At 40.3% G+C, this 15,214-nt stretch carries 10 protein-coding genes; all 10 read right to left on the bottom strand.

Annotated features, from left to right (window positions below):
* Positions 1-1,047: hypothetical protein (locus HOD97_07405; protein ID MBT4281420.1), on the bottom strand; the 1,047-nt coding region annotated here is incomplete at its 3' end.
* A 60-nt stretch (positions 1,048-1,107) separates the two neighbouring features.
* On the bottom strand, positions 1,108-2,088 hold the full coding sequence (locus HOD97_07400) for an asparaginase (protein ID MBT4281419.1): 981 nt from the start codon (positions 2,086-2,088) through the stop codon (positions 1,108-1,110).
* Positions 2,088-2,921, bottom strand: a complete 834-nt coding sequence (locus HOD97_07395) for a divergent polysaccharide deacetylase family protein (protein ID MBT4281418.1) — start codon at positions 2,919-2,921, stop codon at positions 2,088-2,090. Before HOD97_07395 ends, HOD97_07400 begins: the two co-directional genes overlap by 1 nt.
* Positions 2,922-2,924: 3 nt before the next feature.
* The gene (locus HOD97_07390) at positions 2,925-3,800 is read right to left on the bottom strand and encodes a hypothetical protein (GenBank protein ID MBT4281417.1); all 876 of its coding nucleotides are present in this window, start codon (positions 3,798-3,800) and stop codon (positions 2,925-2,927) included.
* Entirely contained in the window at positions 3,784-4,719 is a 936-nt protein-coding gene (locus HOD97_07385; GenBank protein ID MBT4281416.1) for a PorV/PorQ family protein, read from the bottom strand. The genes HOD97_07390 and HOD97_07385 overlap by 17 nt, the downstream gene beginning before the upstream one ends.
* A complete protein-coding gene (locus HOD97_07380) occupies positions 4,716-6,365 on the bottom strand; it encodes a hypothetical protein (protein MBT4281415.1) in 1,650 nt (549 codons plus the stop codon). The genes HOD97_07385 and HOD97_07380 overlap by 4 nt, the downstream gene beginning before the upstream one ends.
* Positions 6,365-7,180: a hypothetical protein gene (locus HOD97_07375; protein MBT4281414.1), complete on the bottom strand. Its 816-nt coding sequence runs from the start codon at positions 7,178-7,180 to the stop codon at positions 6,365-6,367. The genes HOD97_07380 and HOD97_07375 overlap by 1 nt, the downstream gene beginning before the upstream one ends.
* The gene (locus HOD97_07370) at positions 7,180-8,079 is read right to left on the bottom strand and encodes a M28 family peptidase (protein MBT4281413.1); all 900 of its coding nucleotides are present in this window, start codon (positions 8,077-8,079) and stop codon (positions 7,180-7,182) included. The genes HOD97_07375 and HOD97_07370 overlap by 1 nt, the downstream gene beginning before the upstream one ends.
* Positions 8,080-8,085: 6 nt before the next feature.
* Positions 8,086-14,292, bottom strand: a complete 6,207-nt coding sequence (sprA, locus tag HOD97_07365) for a cell surface protein SprA (protein MBT4281412.1) — start codon at positions 14,290-14,292, stop codon at positions 8,086-8,088.
* A gap of 67 nt (positions 14,293-14,359) precedes the next feature.
* The gene (gene rdgB / locus HOD97_07360; protein ID MBT4281411.1) at positions 14,360-14,983 is read right to left on the bottom strand and encodes an RdgB/HAM1 family non-canonical purine NTP pyrophosphatase; all 624 of its coding nucleotides are present in this window, start codon (positions 14,981-14,983) and stop codon (positions 14,360-14,362) included.
* Between the last annotated feature and the right edge of the window lie 231 nt (positions 14,984-15,214).

Here is a 15,214-nt window from a genome sequence, read left to right as displayed (position 1 = left end):
TGTGTGTGTGTCCGAGCCATCATCTTTAATAATCCAGCCGTTTAAATCCAGAGACACTGTGTCAGCATTGTACACTTCAAACCATTCACCATAACTGTCCGAAACGGCGCTCGGATTTGGCATCACTTCGGTAATGACAATTCTCGTATCGCTGTACACCAAGTCATTAAACCACACGTCCATATAAACCGGTAAATGGTCGGAACCCACCACCAGCGCATCGGCAATATCAACGTTCACAGCAGAATTATTTCCAGAGTTTATTGCTTGATTAAAATGATTGCCATCATTTCCAAAGGCGGTGTAGGTACCCTCTACGTAATAACACTCGGAACTGTTTACATCCAACACAGTGGCGTTGGTTAAAATAAAATCAAAGCGATCATCCATTCCGCCATAATTTTGGCCATTATAATAACTACGAGTCGATTGAGTGTGAACGTCTTCAAAATAGGAACTATTGTGCCAATAGCCTACCTCGTCAATTGGATCAAATAACCGACCGTCATTGTCCGTTTGAGACCCGGTTAAATTTGTCCAAGCATCTTCACTGGAATTATATAAATTAAAATCTCCTAGTACAAATATGAAATCCTCAGCGGATAATTCATTTAAATAATTTCGGAGCGCTTCTGCTTCTTCTGCTCGATCTGTTTCATTATCACTACCGGTACCAGCCTTCAAATGGACACCGTATAAACGAATTTCTACACCGGAAGAAATATGGCGCATAACAAATTCGATCACATCGCGGTGCCCCCAGTTGTTAGTAGTGTTTATCGTGGCTGTGCTGACAAACTCAAAAATATCATGCTTATAATATAATCCAATATCCGCGTAAGTCGTTGATTGATCTATGAAAGGTGCGCCGGTGTAAATATTGGATCCAATTTGATCTAGCACATCAGATCCCAAAGCATTGAATCCTTCTATGTCATCCAATTCCTCAGCTACAATAATATCAGGATCAATTTCCTCTATGACCATTTTGATGTCATCTTCACGATCATCATCATTGCCAGAAAATTCCCATAAATTATACGTCATTATCCTGGCAGAGGAAGCATGGATGGCAATAGTCAAAAAAACGTAAATAAATATTTTCATCTAGAATTCTATATCAGCTTTAATTCGGCCGATTTCAATTTGTTTATGGTTTTTTAATATACTTGTCCTGTAAGTATCTAAGTATTGGATTTCTACATTAGATAAAAGTTTCAGATGCTCCAAAAACTTCATTGTCGCCACAGGTGCTGCTCTTTGATTTCCATCCAGTACCTTTATGGCTATACCGATTGATTCACCATTTTGAGTTTGAATACCCACACCGCGAATAGCCTCTCCTCCAACTTTGGTAACTGCGCGTCCATTTAGTGCGGTGATAAAATCCGTATCAAATCTTTTTTCTCCGGCAACAAGATAAGGATGGGAAGTCATCGCTTCAAATAAAGTGTTGAGTGAAGCATCTTTTCCGGATGCCAATTTCTGGAAAAGACCGGCAATCGTTTTTAACGACAACATGGGTGCAGGAACATTGCAACCGTCGATTCCGGTTGGAAAATTTTGTATTCCGGTTAAATCTGTAAGTTTTTCAAATATTTTTTCCTGAACCGGATGATCTTTTTTCGTATATCCTGCCGGATCTACACCCAACTTCAATGCAAGTGAAAGCATTCCGGCATGTTTCCCACTGCAGTTATTATTTAGCGCGGACCATTCTTTCCCATCCTTTAACATTTGATTGCGGGTGTCTTGATCATACGGCGGATGAATTCCACATTCGTAGGCTGATGCATCAAGTCCTAATTTATTCAGCATAGATTGTGCAGTTTTCACATGAATGTCCTCGCCATTGTGAGAAGCGCACATAAGCGCTAATTCATCCGGCAAAAAATTAGCATCCTTTGTTGCACCCTTCTCAACTACTGCTGCTGCCTGAAAGGGCTTGAGAGATGAACGAACGAAAGTAATATAATCAGGGTCGCCCGATGCAAATAAAACCTTACCATTTTCATCCACCGCAACAGCGTATGCGACATGAATGCTTTCGGTGTAATCATTTCTTAATACTTTGCAAAGAATTCCCATCAGTTTGTCACTTCCGATGCAAAAACAAAATCGTAGCCTTCAGTTTGGATCCTAGGAATCATTTCTTTCAGCGCCGTAAGGGTTTTTTCCTTTGCATGTCCAATTCCAACAGCTACTCCTAAAATTTCCGCTTTCTGAATAAGTTCTTTCAATTGAGTTTTTATTAAATCAATATTATCCTGATTATCTAAAAATACGTGCCGACGATTTGTCGGGACTTGATGGTTTCGCATCGTCACTTCTGCAACGGTTTCTTTTGTAGTCCGGCTATCAATAAAATATTTCCCATTTCGTTTTAATATAGAAGCCAAAATCCCCATCACGCGTTTATCTGCGCTGGTTTTTGACCCTTGATGGTTGTTCATTCCTACTGCCTCCGGCAAATGACGAAGTACCTTATTTATTCTGATTTCCAATTCCTCACTTGTCATATCTGTTTCAAGAATATACTCTCTTTCACCTTTGGTTTTAAACCGGGATTCAAAAGGCATATGAACAATAACTTCATACCCCTTTTGCTTCGCTCTTGAGGAAAACGATTGGCTATATTCGTGCCCGGGGATAATCGCATAAGTTAAGGACGCATCTATCTTTAAGAACCCTTCAGACACTTTATCATTTCGGTAACCAAAATCATCAATAATTATGGCAATGGATCCACGATGCCTTATTGAATCAACAGACACTTGGCCTTTTATATATATGTCGGGGGATTCATCAGTAGTACGAACTGGTTCGTCACGAATGGATAATACATATTTAACTCCAAAAGCCAGTACAATGACGGCTAAAAAATAAATAATTTTTTTCTGATTGTCCGAGGTTTTTCCCATAACCTATGGCAACCTTATAGAAAGGTCAATCATTTGGGGTAAACCAAGTTGATGGGTTCCGTATAATAATCCATAGTTAAGACTGTACATCCCAAGCGAGAGCCCGACACCGCCGGAAAGTGTTATTACATTATCCGATGACCTAACCGCTGAATTAATAATGAGTTTCCCCACACGCATTTGTCCTGCTAATCCGGATATGATTCCGGAAACATGAGAATTGTATTCTCCGCTAGCCGATATTTCAATCGACATTAATCCCGGGTTTAATTGTGTTGAAATTCCTGCCAAAATACGGGTCGGAAGAGTAGGGTTATCAGATTTGAAAGCGTTCATCGTTCCAAGATTTAACAAGCTAACGGCAATTTTTAGTTTTTTCCCGATTGAGAAAATCCCACCCATATCCAGTGAAATTCCTTGCGAATTTTCTGTGTACATATCCATATAGATCCACCGCAATGCTATTCCAGCATTTAACTTTTCCCATGATTTGTTTAGATGAAAATCAATTGCAGTTCCACTCGCACCAAAAGATGCTAATGGTTCATCGGTTGGTCGGTCGGTTCGATATTCCAAATCATTAAGACTGACATGCCTAATCCTATATCCTGATTTATAACTCCCCAAATTTGATCCAACGCTCAGCTTGAAAGATCGAACTCCGCTTAACCAACTTCCGTACGATACATTCAAATAAGATTGCGAATTTTGGTTGGCCCCAATGGCCGGGTTTGTCCAATTGGTTAATCCAAAAACGGGGTTTTGACCAAGAGAAAGTTCGGATGCAGATGTAGGAAGCGATAAAAATCCTGTCCCGATCGATCCTGCCCCGGACAAAAGGAATCCTGAGAAAATCAGTGAATTAAAAATGAATCGCATACGTAAATATATGTCCAGAGCCTGCCGGATATTCTATGACAAATGCATAATCAAGGTATGCATCATTTTGATTGAGAAAAGACCAATTCAGACCTGCACCAAGCGAAGCTCTCGAATTACCGTACCCAGCTCGCAAAAAATACCGATCCTTATAAGTATATTCTGTGCCAACTCTCATTGCATAACCAAGCAGTGATTCTGAATCTGTAACAACACCTAAATCGCCAACAAAATAAAATTGACCAAGCGTATAAGTAGATCCTATTCTGTAAATCGTCGGAAACTGTTCTTTGTAGGATTTTCCCTGTTCCTCAAATACGGTTGTAGTATTCCAATTGTAACTTGAATTCAAATCCTGAACCATAAGAGCAAGCGATGGCATATTCCCTCCACGAATCATCACGCCCATATCAAATCCAATCCCGCTACCAGTTAAATTATCTGAATTCATTGGTAATTGGTGGTACAGAATCTTCACATTGATTCCCATGGCAAACCACGATCGCAGTTTTTGAGCAAAGGTGACCATGAGCGCATCTTCACTTGTGGATAAATATTGGGTGTGCTGTCCAGAGGTTGAACGGCCATCAATTTTATCTGTCCCGGCGCTAACCCACGAAATTCCAATGCCCGCAGTTGGTGGAAGATTCATAGAATAAGATGCGGCAATTAATCTTCGATTCAATGACAGCGACTGGTGCGCAAAATTTACTCTTTTCGATTCTACAAAAGCTGTTGCTGCCGGATTGTAATAAGCAGAAAACCCATAATCGAGTTCTGCAGTAAATGCGCTTCCCATTGCAATCGCCCTTGCGGTTGTTCCCATTCTTAGAAAGGATCCACTGTATCCTGAATAATCCGTAGCCGCAATTGAGCCGAAAATGATTAAATACCAAATCTGATTTTTTGGAATCTTCATTTGATCACAATCAAACTAACCCATTCAGATTTTGAATCGTATTCAAGGCGGACAAAATATGAACCATTTGAAACCAAATTCCCTCGGTTATCGCGTCCGTTCCATTTTAACGCTCCACTATTTTCTCTGCGATCGTATTCGCTCGAATAAACCAATTCCATTGCAAAATTATACACAGACACATTGATAACATAAGATTCTTTAACATCGGTATGAAACCGAACATACCCGTCGCCATCAAGCACATTATGGACATCGGGAGAAAAAGGATTCGGATAAGCATATACATCAGCCGGGTCAAAATTTGCTCGGTATATTTTCCAATTTGAACCATCTAAATTTGATGATCTAGCTAATCCATCCATGGACCCAATCCACAAAGCATGGGATGGATAATACGATCGGCTGTCAAACGCGACGGAAAACATGTCACTTGTCAATATTTCATCCAGATCATAATAAAATACACTAATAGGAGTTGCCTGATTTATTCCTTTGAACTTTGCCCATGTTTTTCCGTCTTCCGATTTCCAAATTCCATCGTTGGTAACAGCGAAAACCAGGGAATCATGTGCTATAACATTGTAAACACGCTTATCGATCAGCGTAGTAATCCACGTCCCGCCATCGTTCGTGGTATAGCTTAATCCTCTCGTCTCAGTAGGATCATCTGCATTTAAGGTCGCTGCCCAAATAATCCTTTGACCATTCCAATCCTGCCGAGCCAATGAGACTACAAAATTCCCCGTCAAGTTTTCCATTGGGTATGCATAATGGTTCCAATCAACACACCCTTTTGTCCCTAAAATACCTCGGTTGATTCCGTTTGCTGTTCCAACCCATATTGTGTCAGAATATGCCAAAACGGAAAATGCTTTATGATTATGATTCCCACCCTCTGAGGGATTTCGAGGATTGAGATAAAAATCTTCTAGAATTGTGAATTCTCCTGTTTTTCCATATAAAGTGGTGTCGCAAGTATTCAGATCGGTTTGATTGTCTTTTGGAAGCGGAACGCGTCCCCAAGAATTGTTAACAATATCGTACCGCCTAAGTCCACCGGCCCAACTTGTAATCCAAATATAATTCCCTGCAATAGATGCATCGTAAGTCACATTAAATTCTTCCACAGTAACAGGAAGTGCTTTGAAAAATTTTCCTGCAAATGGTGGAAGAGAATCTGCAGCAGCTTCGGTCGGCTGACTGAAATAGGTCCAAGTTATAGTTGTATCCGTTGAATTTGTTGACCACACAAACCCGTTACCCATTGGATTATTTGATCCACTTGTAGTTGCTGTGGCAACAAAGAGTGTGTCGTTAGATGCGGCTATCGCGGATATTCCACCTGAAGGAAGAAAATCAGTTGAACCACCTTCGGTAAATGACGATCCGGTTGAAAATGTGACCACAGAAACAGAATCCCTGAGCAATGACAAACCTGAACCTGTTCCGATCCAAACAAGACTATCTCCCTGCAATTGAATTTCTGCAATCACGTTACTTTGTAACCCTTCTGTTAGACTGTCAACCGATACAGATATTTTATTGAATACTCTGTTATCAATTTTGAATTCTTTTGCCAAAACTGGATCAGATGCTTTTGCCAATGTCACCCAAACAAACCAAGTAAGTAGAAAAAATCTCATTAGTACACCACAAGCGTTTTGAGATAAGCTGAAGATTCTATCCCGGCATAATCGCGAACATAAAAATAAGCATTGTAAGTTCCGGAGGCGTTCCCTGAATCAATCGTGATATATCGTGAAAATTTTCCATCATTTGCTGTTTCGTCCCATAAATAATATGTCGGATTGCTTACACCATCATCGTAAAGAGAAATAGGGCTCCCGCTAGAATAAGTCCCGTCCGGTTTTTGAAACATTAGATAGCAGGATTTGACATCTTCATAACCGTCAGGGTCATCTGCGGAGACAACCATGACTGATATTGCCAAGCTGTCACCACCTAACTTTTTCAAAGAATCCGGCATTGAAACCGATGTAATCGAAGGCCCGGAATTAGAAATAGATGTCGAAAATGTCGTTAAATCAATATTCGAACCATACCCGGCTACCAGCGAAAAATAAACTGAATGCGTATCTGAAACCGAAATAGTATTTTTTATTGAAGTAGTATCATTGAGCACCTTAACAGCATACACATCGTCATTGGCAATTATATCTCCACTCATGCTGTTATCCATTAATCGGATAGTATCGGCAGTAGTGGAAGAATCCGTACCAAACCAATAAACATTCACCGAATCAAGCGAAGATCCTGAATAAGCAGACGCGCATTCAGCCGAGAAATAAAGTTTATTCGCAGACTGGATGTAAGAAAAGGTGACATTTGTTACAGGGTTACTTTCTACAGTCGGATCGGTCTTCCCGCAACTGTTGAAAAATAATAGGAACCCCGCAGTTACCCAAATACGCATGCAATGAAAGTAAACCTTATCCATTATTTGATACCATAAATATGATGCACTAAAAGTGTGCCAATCTGTTCTAGGCTCTCTGGCGAACACTTATCTGGAGTATCTTGATGCGTGTGCCAATAATTTTGATGTGCATTGGGATAATCAAAATCAATTATATCGATGGCTGGAATGCCGGCAAATTCATAAAGCGGAACGTGATCGTCAAAAATTGTATGGCGGATGGAAGGAAGGAATGCCGGTAATTGAAGGTCTTTTGCAAGCGCCCATAGTTCTTTAACCAATTGGCGATTTTGTCTAAAAGAATTTCTTTCAATTAATAAATTAAGTTCTGCGTCACCTACCATATCCAATATTATTGCATACTCTGGTTTTGGTATCGGCAAATGTTTTGCGAAATATTGCGAACCTCGAGCGAATGATTTTGGATTGCCGGCAGAACCAAAATCTTCTGCATCGAATAACACAATTGTAACTCCAACCGAGGTTGGCGCCTTGGAAAGAATATCTGCTAATTCCAAAAGGACAGCTACACCACTGGCTCCATCGTTTGCGCCAAGTACCGGCTTGGATTGTAATTCAAAATCTTGATCTGCCCAGGGTCGGGTATCCCAATGGGCGCCCAATAAAATTTGTTTTTCTGCATCTGGATTAAATCTAGCAATAATATTTGTGAGGTTGGATTTCTGTGATTCACCCGGAACCATCAACATAAAATTCTGATGCCAAACCGTATCTGCTGTAGCTAAAAGTTGTTCCGTCAAATATTCTCTGCACGCTGAATGACCTACGGATTCTGGATTTCGCGGTCCGAATGAACACTGTTTTTCCAAATACCCAAAAGCAGATTCACCCGAGAATACCTGCTTATTTTCTGTGCATGCTGAACAAATAAAAAATAATGTGATCCAAATGTGTTTCATACCCTGCTAACCCGTAATTGCTATATTAACATCAAAACCAAAATCGCGATCGACCTTTTTTCCGGTCGTCATGGAATCCGACTCCCGATATTCATAAACCATCGAACCTGTGACCTTTGAATTAAAGGTATAAGTCACTCTAAAAGCAGCGTGCCAACTGGTATTAAAAGCAGTCAGCGCAAATTTCTCTGCAGTCAGCGTCTTCTGTTTTATTTCACTTTCTGACATATCAAAATTTAAACTGAAGTTTACTGTGTTTTGAATACTGAAATCTCGAAAGAACACCAAAGGAATGGTGAAGCCGCCTCTATGGCTGTAGCTTGCTGTTGCTGTAACGGACTGATCATTGAATACTTTTTGCCCACCATTATAGGATCCTTCTACCGATCGAGATTTATTGTGGCGTAACGACATAGATACACCGTGGTTCAAGCTCATGGTTAAACCCACCAAAGGAGAAAAACTTTGACTGATTCTTGACGTTCTTTCAAAATCTTTATTTGCTTGAATATAATTACTCAATTTTAAAAAGGACGTTGCGATGGGTGTCCCCTGATCAAACTGCCAAGAGCGAGTTTCTTTTCCTGTTAATGCATGCTCCAATGAAGCGCTTTTGGCAATTTTGTTAATGATGGGCCATTTTTCAACACCTGACCACCGAAGACTCCAGCCTGAGAATGGGAAACCATTTTCCAAACTTTCTCCATAAGCAAGAAAATCACGAGTTAAATTTTGCTGTTCGACCCCGCCACCGCTAATGCTTCTACCAAGATTTTGAGTGAAATTAAAACTGGTCGTTATATTTTTCCCAAACTTGAAACCACTTCGCATACTTAAGTCTCTTTTATGAGTCCAACTTCCAATATTTGTTCCCACCTTTTCAGAATGTGAAAGACCGTGATCCGGCAGCCATCCAAATTTATATCCAAGCGGAACTTCGCCTTGCACACCCTGTCCAGTCCGGCTCAGATTTTCTGTATAGCTGACACTAATTGGATTAATTCTTCCCATAAATTTGTGTATGGATGCTAAAATAATATTATCCTTTTTCGGTTCTTCGGGCTCTGAAACTGTTTCTTCATTTTTTTCTGAAGGTCTTCCTCTTCCTCTCTTTTGGTTGGATGCTGCAGCTTTACCACCGGGTTTGTAAATTAATTCAACTAGCGTTTTGGGTGTAAGGCTGACACTGGAAGAAAACCGCAACTGAGTTCCAATATTCGCACCATCCACATTGCTATCAAGGTTCTGATTCCATCTATATCCGGCAGAATAATTCAGGTTGGGTTTTAGCCAAGAAAAAATAGTGGGCGAAAAGGATGTCGTGAAAGATTCAGTAACATCCGTAACAATCCCAGGATCAGTATTCTTCAAGGCAAGCCACGCATACCCACGATAATCATCCATATCACTTTTGGCATTCCAAGAGTATTTATTTCTAATATTGTCAGTCAAAGAATAATCAACTGAAAAATCACGGCTCAACCCAAGATTATAAATATCGGGAGACTTTCCACCGACGCGCGAAGTTTTTTGGGTCAACTTTTCACTGAAGGAAGCAGACGTGTTGACGGAGGTTGGTGTATAATAAATATGGGTTTCGGCAAGCTTGCCCCCAACCCATGGAATTGATTCAAGCCATTTGAATGGTGAAAAATAATTATCTCTACCAAAGGGTAACGCATAACTAATTTTCCCGGAATAAGATTGATTTAAAACTTCTTTCTGGATGGCATCAGAGGAAACACTCTTTGCTGAATTGATGGACGCTGTCACCTTATCCAGCGTGTACTTAACCAAACTATTATCCGATCGGGAAGTTTTGGAAAGTTTTAGGCTCAGATTCACAGATTGAGATTTAGATAAAATGGAATCCGGCGGACTGCCTTCATCCACGAGAATATCTTGGCCGGGAAAGTATTTGGGAGTGCTTACTGATTGTGCGAAAGAGGTTGATAATGGGATACTGATACCCCATGTTTTTGGTAAAAATTTGTGAAGAGAGAAACTGGAATTAACATTGATACGTTCCGTAGTATTATTAGATCCAAGCCGTTGCTGAAGCGTATGAAAATCTGCATCCTGCCTGTTGTAGGCAAAAGAAGTATTCATAATATCTGCCAATGTAAATTTTGAAGATAGCCGCAAAGAAACACCTTTATCCTTTTTTACCCCGCTCAGCCTGAGTTCATCTATCCAAATTTCACCTGTGATGGGTCCATCTGATTTGTTTTGGATTCCTGCAATAAAAAATTGGATTCGATTTAGGGCGGGGGAACCGACAATTTTTATTCGCTTCCCGGTTGGATTTTCGGACTCATCCGTAAACTGGTATTCCTTTACGCCGGAAGAATCTGTGATAATATCTGAATCCCTGATTTTCCTAGTTTCAGCATCTGTCAATTTGAGTGCTGAAAGCCAATTGAGATCAAGATCAATGGAATTCCTTCCAACCGTTTCATCCCATCCGGCATAAACTGGTTGAGTCACTTCATAATAATTTCCTTCGAATCCGAACTGAAGGAAAAACTCTACATCGGTTTCAACAGATTTTACCCAATTACTTTCAAGACCGTAGATATACATTTTCATTCTATCATATGTCAAATAACTTTTGGCACGATCACCTGAAAGCGTCATGCCGGATTTCATTGCAGCGCCTTTATTCCCTGCAGGAAGATCGGTAAAAGAAAGAACCAACGACTGCTCTTTCGATTGGATTTGATTGATACGATCATATTCACCTTCAACCCCGCTGGGCGGTTGGTATGAGGCGTTATCTTCTGTATTAATTACTGATATAGCAAAAATACTATCACTATCCGTTTTGGAAAAAGTAGTCACCGTGTCCGCCGCAATGCCCATTTCTTTCCAATCATTTCCAACCAGCTCAATTTTTGCAATTTGGACGATGGAAGTGGAATTTTTGTCTCCACCGGTTAAAACCAGCCTCATATGCTGAATGTTGTTCCATTCCTGACTTTTTGATGAATCAATTTTTGAAAAATCAACAAGTGGAACCCGATATAATTTCCATCCTGTTGCAATTCCGTTATCCTTGGTTTCACCGGAAAAATACGTTTCATCGTCCAGCCCAAATTTTATTGTAAAATAATCATTTGTCATATCCGGGTAATTCGTCCGGTCTAAATCTTCGGTGTCAGGATATCTTCCGGCATCCAATGCATTCCCCTCTGTACCATTAATATGATCGTAATTGATGCTACCCTCGGAATAGCTCCAGTTGTCTCCATTCGGGTCCGTTGGGTCCACATCACCTCCACCATCCACTGTTTTTGAATTGATAAGAATGGTATCGCCTGATGTAAAAAGATCAGAAAAACTCATACTGTCTGGTAAGCATCCGCCCCAACCATCTTCCTGCGCATCACTGCATCCATCAAGTCCTACATCTTCTGCATCTTGTAAAATCCCATCTCCTTTCAGTCCTCCAGCCGGAATATCCTCCGTATTTAATTCTCCATTTCCATCTCTATCTTCACTTATTTGTCCAAGATTTATAGATAAGTTGACTCCGGATCCCTTCGCCCAAATTTCAAAAAATTTCGTGGAGGTTTGGTCATTATCTCCAGAATACAGAGGAGTTATTATCCCTCCCCAAATGGAATCCACATCTGTATCTGCCTGAACCGTCCGCGGTGTATATTTCATGATTAAAATATCCGTTGTTTCATTTTGAGCCCGGATAGAAGTAGATAAGTTGGGCCAAATATCTTTCGTACGAACTTGCCCATATGGATTGTACCAATTGGTTCTGGCGCGGTTGAACTGCCGCATTGGATTTCCGGTTATTGGATCTACCGGCGCTGAGGATTCTTTCCAAAATCTTCGCTGGATAGGAATTGTGGTTGTCCGCTTGGCCCCTTCAAAATCGTCTATAAATGCCACTCCATCCGGATCGCCTGTCGCCGAATTATTGATAGGATTTGGATTTGGGATAATTTGGGCAATTTCGCCCTCCACCGAAAAGCTAGATGGGCGATCCGTTTCAATGACAGGTAGTTTATCCAGCCAGCGAGAAAGTCCATCCAGCGGCTGTTCTACTCTACCGTTCATCCCCCACATAAAATTCCGCATTGGCTCATAACCAACTTCTATTTTTTCATTGATAACCGATTGATTAAAATACAAAGCAGTCAATCCAAGATAAGAATGCTCATTGATATCCATCTGTCCTCGTACGCCTAGAATGGTTTTTTTATCAAAGGAAACCAATTCGTGTTTATCAAACAAAATACGAATTTCAGCATTCGGATCGGTTTCATCTAGTAAAACCAATGTTCCTGAAAAATAATCGACAGAATAATCAATTCCTTTTTTCAGTGGTATACCGTTTTTTAATACTTGTTCACTATTTTCTACAATCATGAAACCAAGACTTATAGTGGAACTTTGATTGGAGTAGTCCACTTCAATTGTAAATCTGCTGTCATTATCAATCTGCGTTCTATCGGTTGTAGTGTACATAATACCGGTGCCTAGGACTTCCTGCAAATCAGGATGACCCGTTCCACCTGAAAGTGAGTCGTTGGCAAATGGGAAAAATGTAGGAAAAATCAATTCACCATTATCTAGAGATATAATATTCGGATTAGAAATATCAATAAGTTCATCGGCTTGTCGATTCCCACTTTCGTCCACACTATCTAACCCGAATAGAGTGATAAATGGTGTACCCAATGGATCTAAATGGCTTGGTACGGGCAACCTATTGTTCACAATTCTAACTTCAAATCCTTCGCGGTTTATTTTGGTTGTGCCTAAGTAATACACATTTTTAAACATAAGATCGTATGTGGGATGATCTAGAGTAAGAGATCGAGGTTTAAGCATTTTAAGCTTTAGTAATTCATTGTCTACAGATATGGGCTCCCCAACGGTCAAAACTGTATCACCAGAAGAGCGGTCAACTAAAATATATGAGCATCCAAACACTTCATCTTGAGCACGTTGACGAAGCCGAATGAATCCAAGATCTTCTACAATCGAATATTCTTGTGCCAGTTCCAACCGTTTAAAATTCCCGGTTTGATCTAAACTTTCATCAGGATTATTAAGATCAGCGTGAGCAGTTCCTTCTTCTGATTCGGAGTTGGTTGTATTGTCAAGTTTATATAGTTCAAAATTTCGTACAATGACGGATCCAATATTATGTAACCCATTATTTAGTGGATAAAACGGTGGCACAACAACACGGTGACTTTCAGATAACGTAGTATCAATCCCATTTCGAAACAACTCGTGAATGAAAAAATATTTATTTTTTACATAATCTGTATCTTTGATCTGCTGAGTTTTCGCCTCATTATTTCCGGTATATTCTTGTTGCTCGCGTTTCGTTTCCACCACTGACGCAATGGCAGTTACGTCCAGGGGGCCAAACTTGGAAATAGTTTTAATCCCGAAAAGTCCGGAATGTCCGGCAGATCCCATCAATGCTTGCGAACCGGGTAAACTTAAAGACACATTCCCGGCTTCTATTTTTTGAACAATCTCATCTTCTTTGCCTTCATATTTGATCCGGATATTGTTTTCCCAATCAAAATCCCGTTCCGAATCGTGGTCCATAAATACAGATACGCGATCTCCAACTTTCCCCTGGACATTAAAATTTTCTTTTTGATCAAACTCCAAATGTGTGTTTTGCGTTTCATTAATACTGGATCGAACAAGCTGCTGATCTTGGAAAACCATTTTTCCGGAAATATTGACATTCCCTCTTGCATGAAGAGAAACTCTGCCAAGATCACCAACATCCACGCCTATTACTTCCATTGCCTGCCCATGTCCAGATTTTGTGCTGCTTGCAACAGATTTAGTTACGCTTGTAAATGTTTGGATAAAACTCTCTCTTCTCTTTGAAATAAACATCTGCGTAACGTACCAATCCACAGGGGCGGTAAATGGAATTTTGTTAATAAATCCATCTACAGTTTGTATAATTGTGATGAATTCGAATTCCCTATCTATCTGGATTTCACTCCCCTTTCTTGCAAATGGAATAGGAATCAAATCTGTGGGGATAAGAAGAGTATCAGCAAAAAGAGGGAAAGTTTTTTTCGTTTCGAAAAATGGGTTTACTACAAATCGCGAAACAAGATGGGGAAAAGGAATTTGGACGGAGTCTGCCTGCTGCCCGTAGGATTTCCCGATGGTCAGGAGGATAAAAAGACCTGCTATCAACTTATTAGTCAATGATTGTTTTCTGTTTTTTTAATTTAATTGTTACCTCAAAGAGGTACATCAAACAATAGCGGTCTACTTATAGGCTTACATCCTCCTGGTGTTGGGGCTGATCGACCAGCCGGTATTTAATTACATCTCTCAATTTTTCCAAAGCGGTTCCCCGATGACTTATTCTATTTTTTTCTTCAAGAGAAAGTTCCGCAAATGTTTTCCCTGTTTGTGGAAGAAAAAAAACAGGATCATATCCAAATCCATCATTGCCTTTAGGTTTCTCGGCAATGATTCCCTCGGCGCACCCTTCAACCCATTTTTCTGTGGGACCATCCACAAGAGAAATCACTGTTCTGAATCGGGCTGTCCTTTTTTCAAGTTCTACTGACTTCATTTCAATTAATAATTTGTTGATATTATCCTCAAAAGAGGCGTCTTCTCCTGCCCACCGCGCGGAATATACTCCCGGTGCACCATCCAAGGCATCAACTTCAAGCCCCGTATCATCTGCTAATGCGGGCAAACCAGTGATTGCGTTGACAGTCCGAGCTTTTAACAGAGAATTATCAAGCAATGTTGAGCCAGTTTCTTCAATCTCGCCAATGTGAGGGAAATCTTCCAACGTCATCCACGTTACAGGAAGGTCCCCTAATCTAGAAGAAATTTCTTCCACTTTGTGTAGATTATGTGTTGCTAAAATAATGTCCATTTGATATGTTACCTCGGATAGAGAGAAACGTTGGAAAACATAGGAGTTTTCTTGTCTTCAAACAAGAAAATAAAGAAAGATGTTAAAATAGCTGAGTTTCGGTTTGCATTGAGAAAAACTCACGACTAATTTTCACGACGTTTTTCATCCATATTCCGGATAAGTAAATTTGATAGTTGGTTGGCTTGGTAGCTCAGTCGGTAGAGCAGAGGACTGAAAATCCTTGTGTCG

This window comes from Candidatus Neomarinimicrobiota bacterium, from assembly GCA_018651745.1.
Taxonomy (GTDB): Bacteria; Fidelibacterota; Marinisomatia; order Marinisomatales; family TCS55; genus JAAZYX01.
This window is presented reverse-complemented; position numbering and strand designations above follow the sequence as displayed.

What these genes read in the sequence shown, in the direction of transcription:
- HOD97_07385 (MBT4281416.1), bottom strand. Translation starts at nt 4,719, where the DNA reads ATGAAGATTCCAAAAAATCAGATTTGGTATTTAATCATTTTCGGCTCA.
- HOD97_07390 (MBT4281417.1), bottom strand. Translation starts at nt 3,800, where the DNA reads ATGCGATTCATTTTTAATTCACTGATTTTCTCAGGATTCCTTTTGTCC.
- rdgB (MBT4281411.1), bottom strand. Translation starts at nt 14,983, where the DNA reads ATGGACATTATTTTAGCAACACATAATCTACACAAAGTGGAAGAAATT.
- HOD97_07375 (MBT4281414.1), bottom strand. Translation starts at nt 7,180, where the DNA reads ATGGATAAGGTTTACTTTCATTGCATGCGTATTTGGGTAACTGCGGGG.
- HOD97_07395 (MBT4281418.1), bottom strand. Translation starts at nt 2,921, where the DNA reads ATGGGAAAAACCTCGGACAATCAGAAAAAAATTATTTATTTTTTAGCC.
- HOD97_07370 (MBT4281413.1), bottom strand. Translation starts at nt 8,079, where the DNA reads ATGAAACACATTTGGATCACATTATTTTTTATTTGTTCAGCATGCACA.
- HOD97_07400 (MBT4281419.1), bottom strand. Translation starts at nt 2,088, where the DNA reads ATGGGAATTCTTTGCAAAGTATTAAGAAATGATTACACCGAAAGCATT.
- HOD97_07380 (MBT4281415.1), bottom strand. Translation starts at nt 6,365, where the DNA reads ATGAGATTTTTTCTACTTACTTGGTTTGTTTGGGTGACATTGGCAAAA.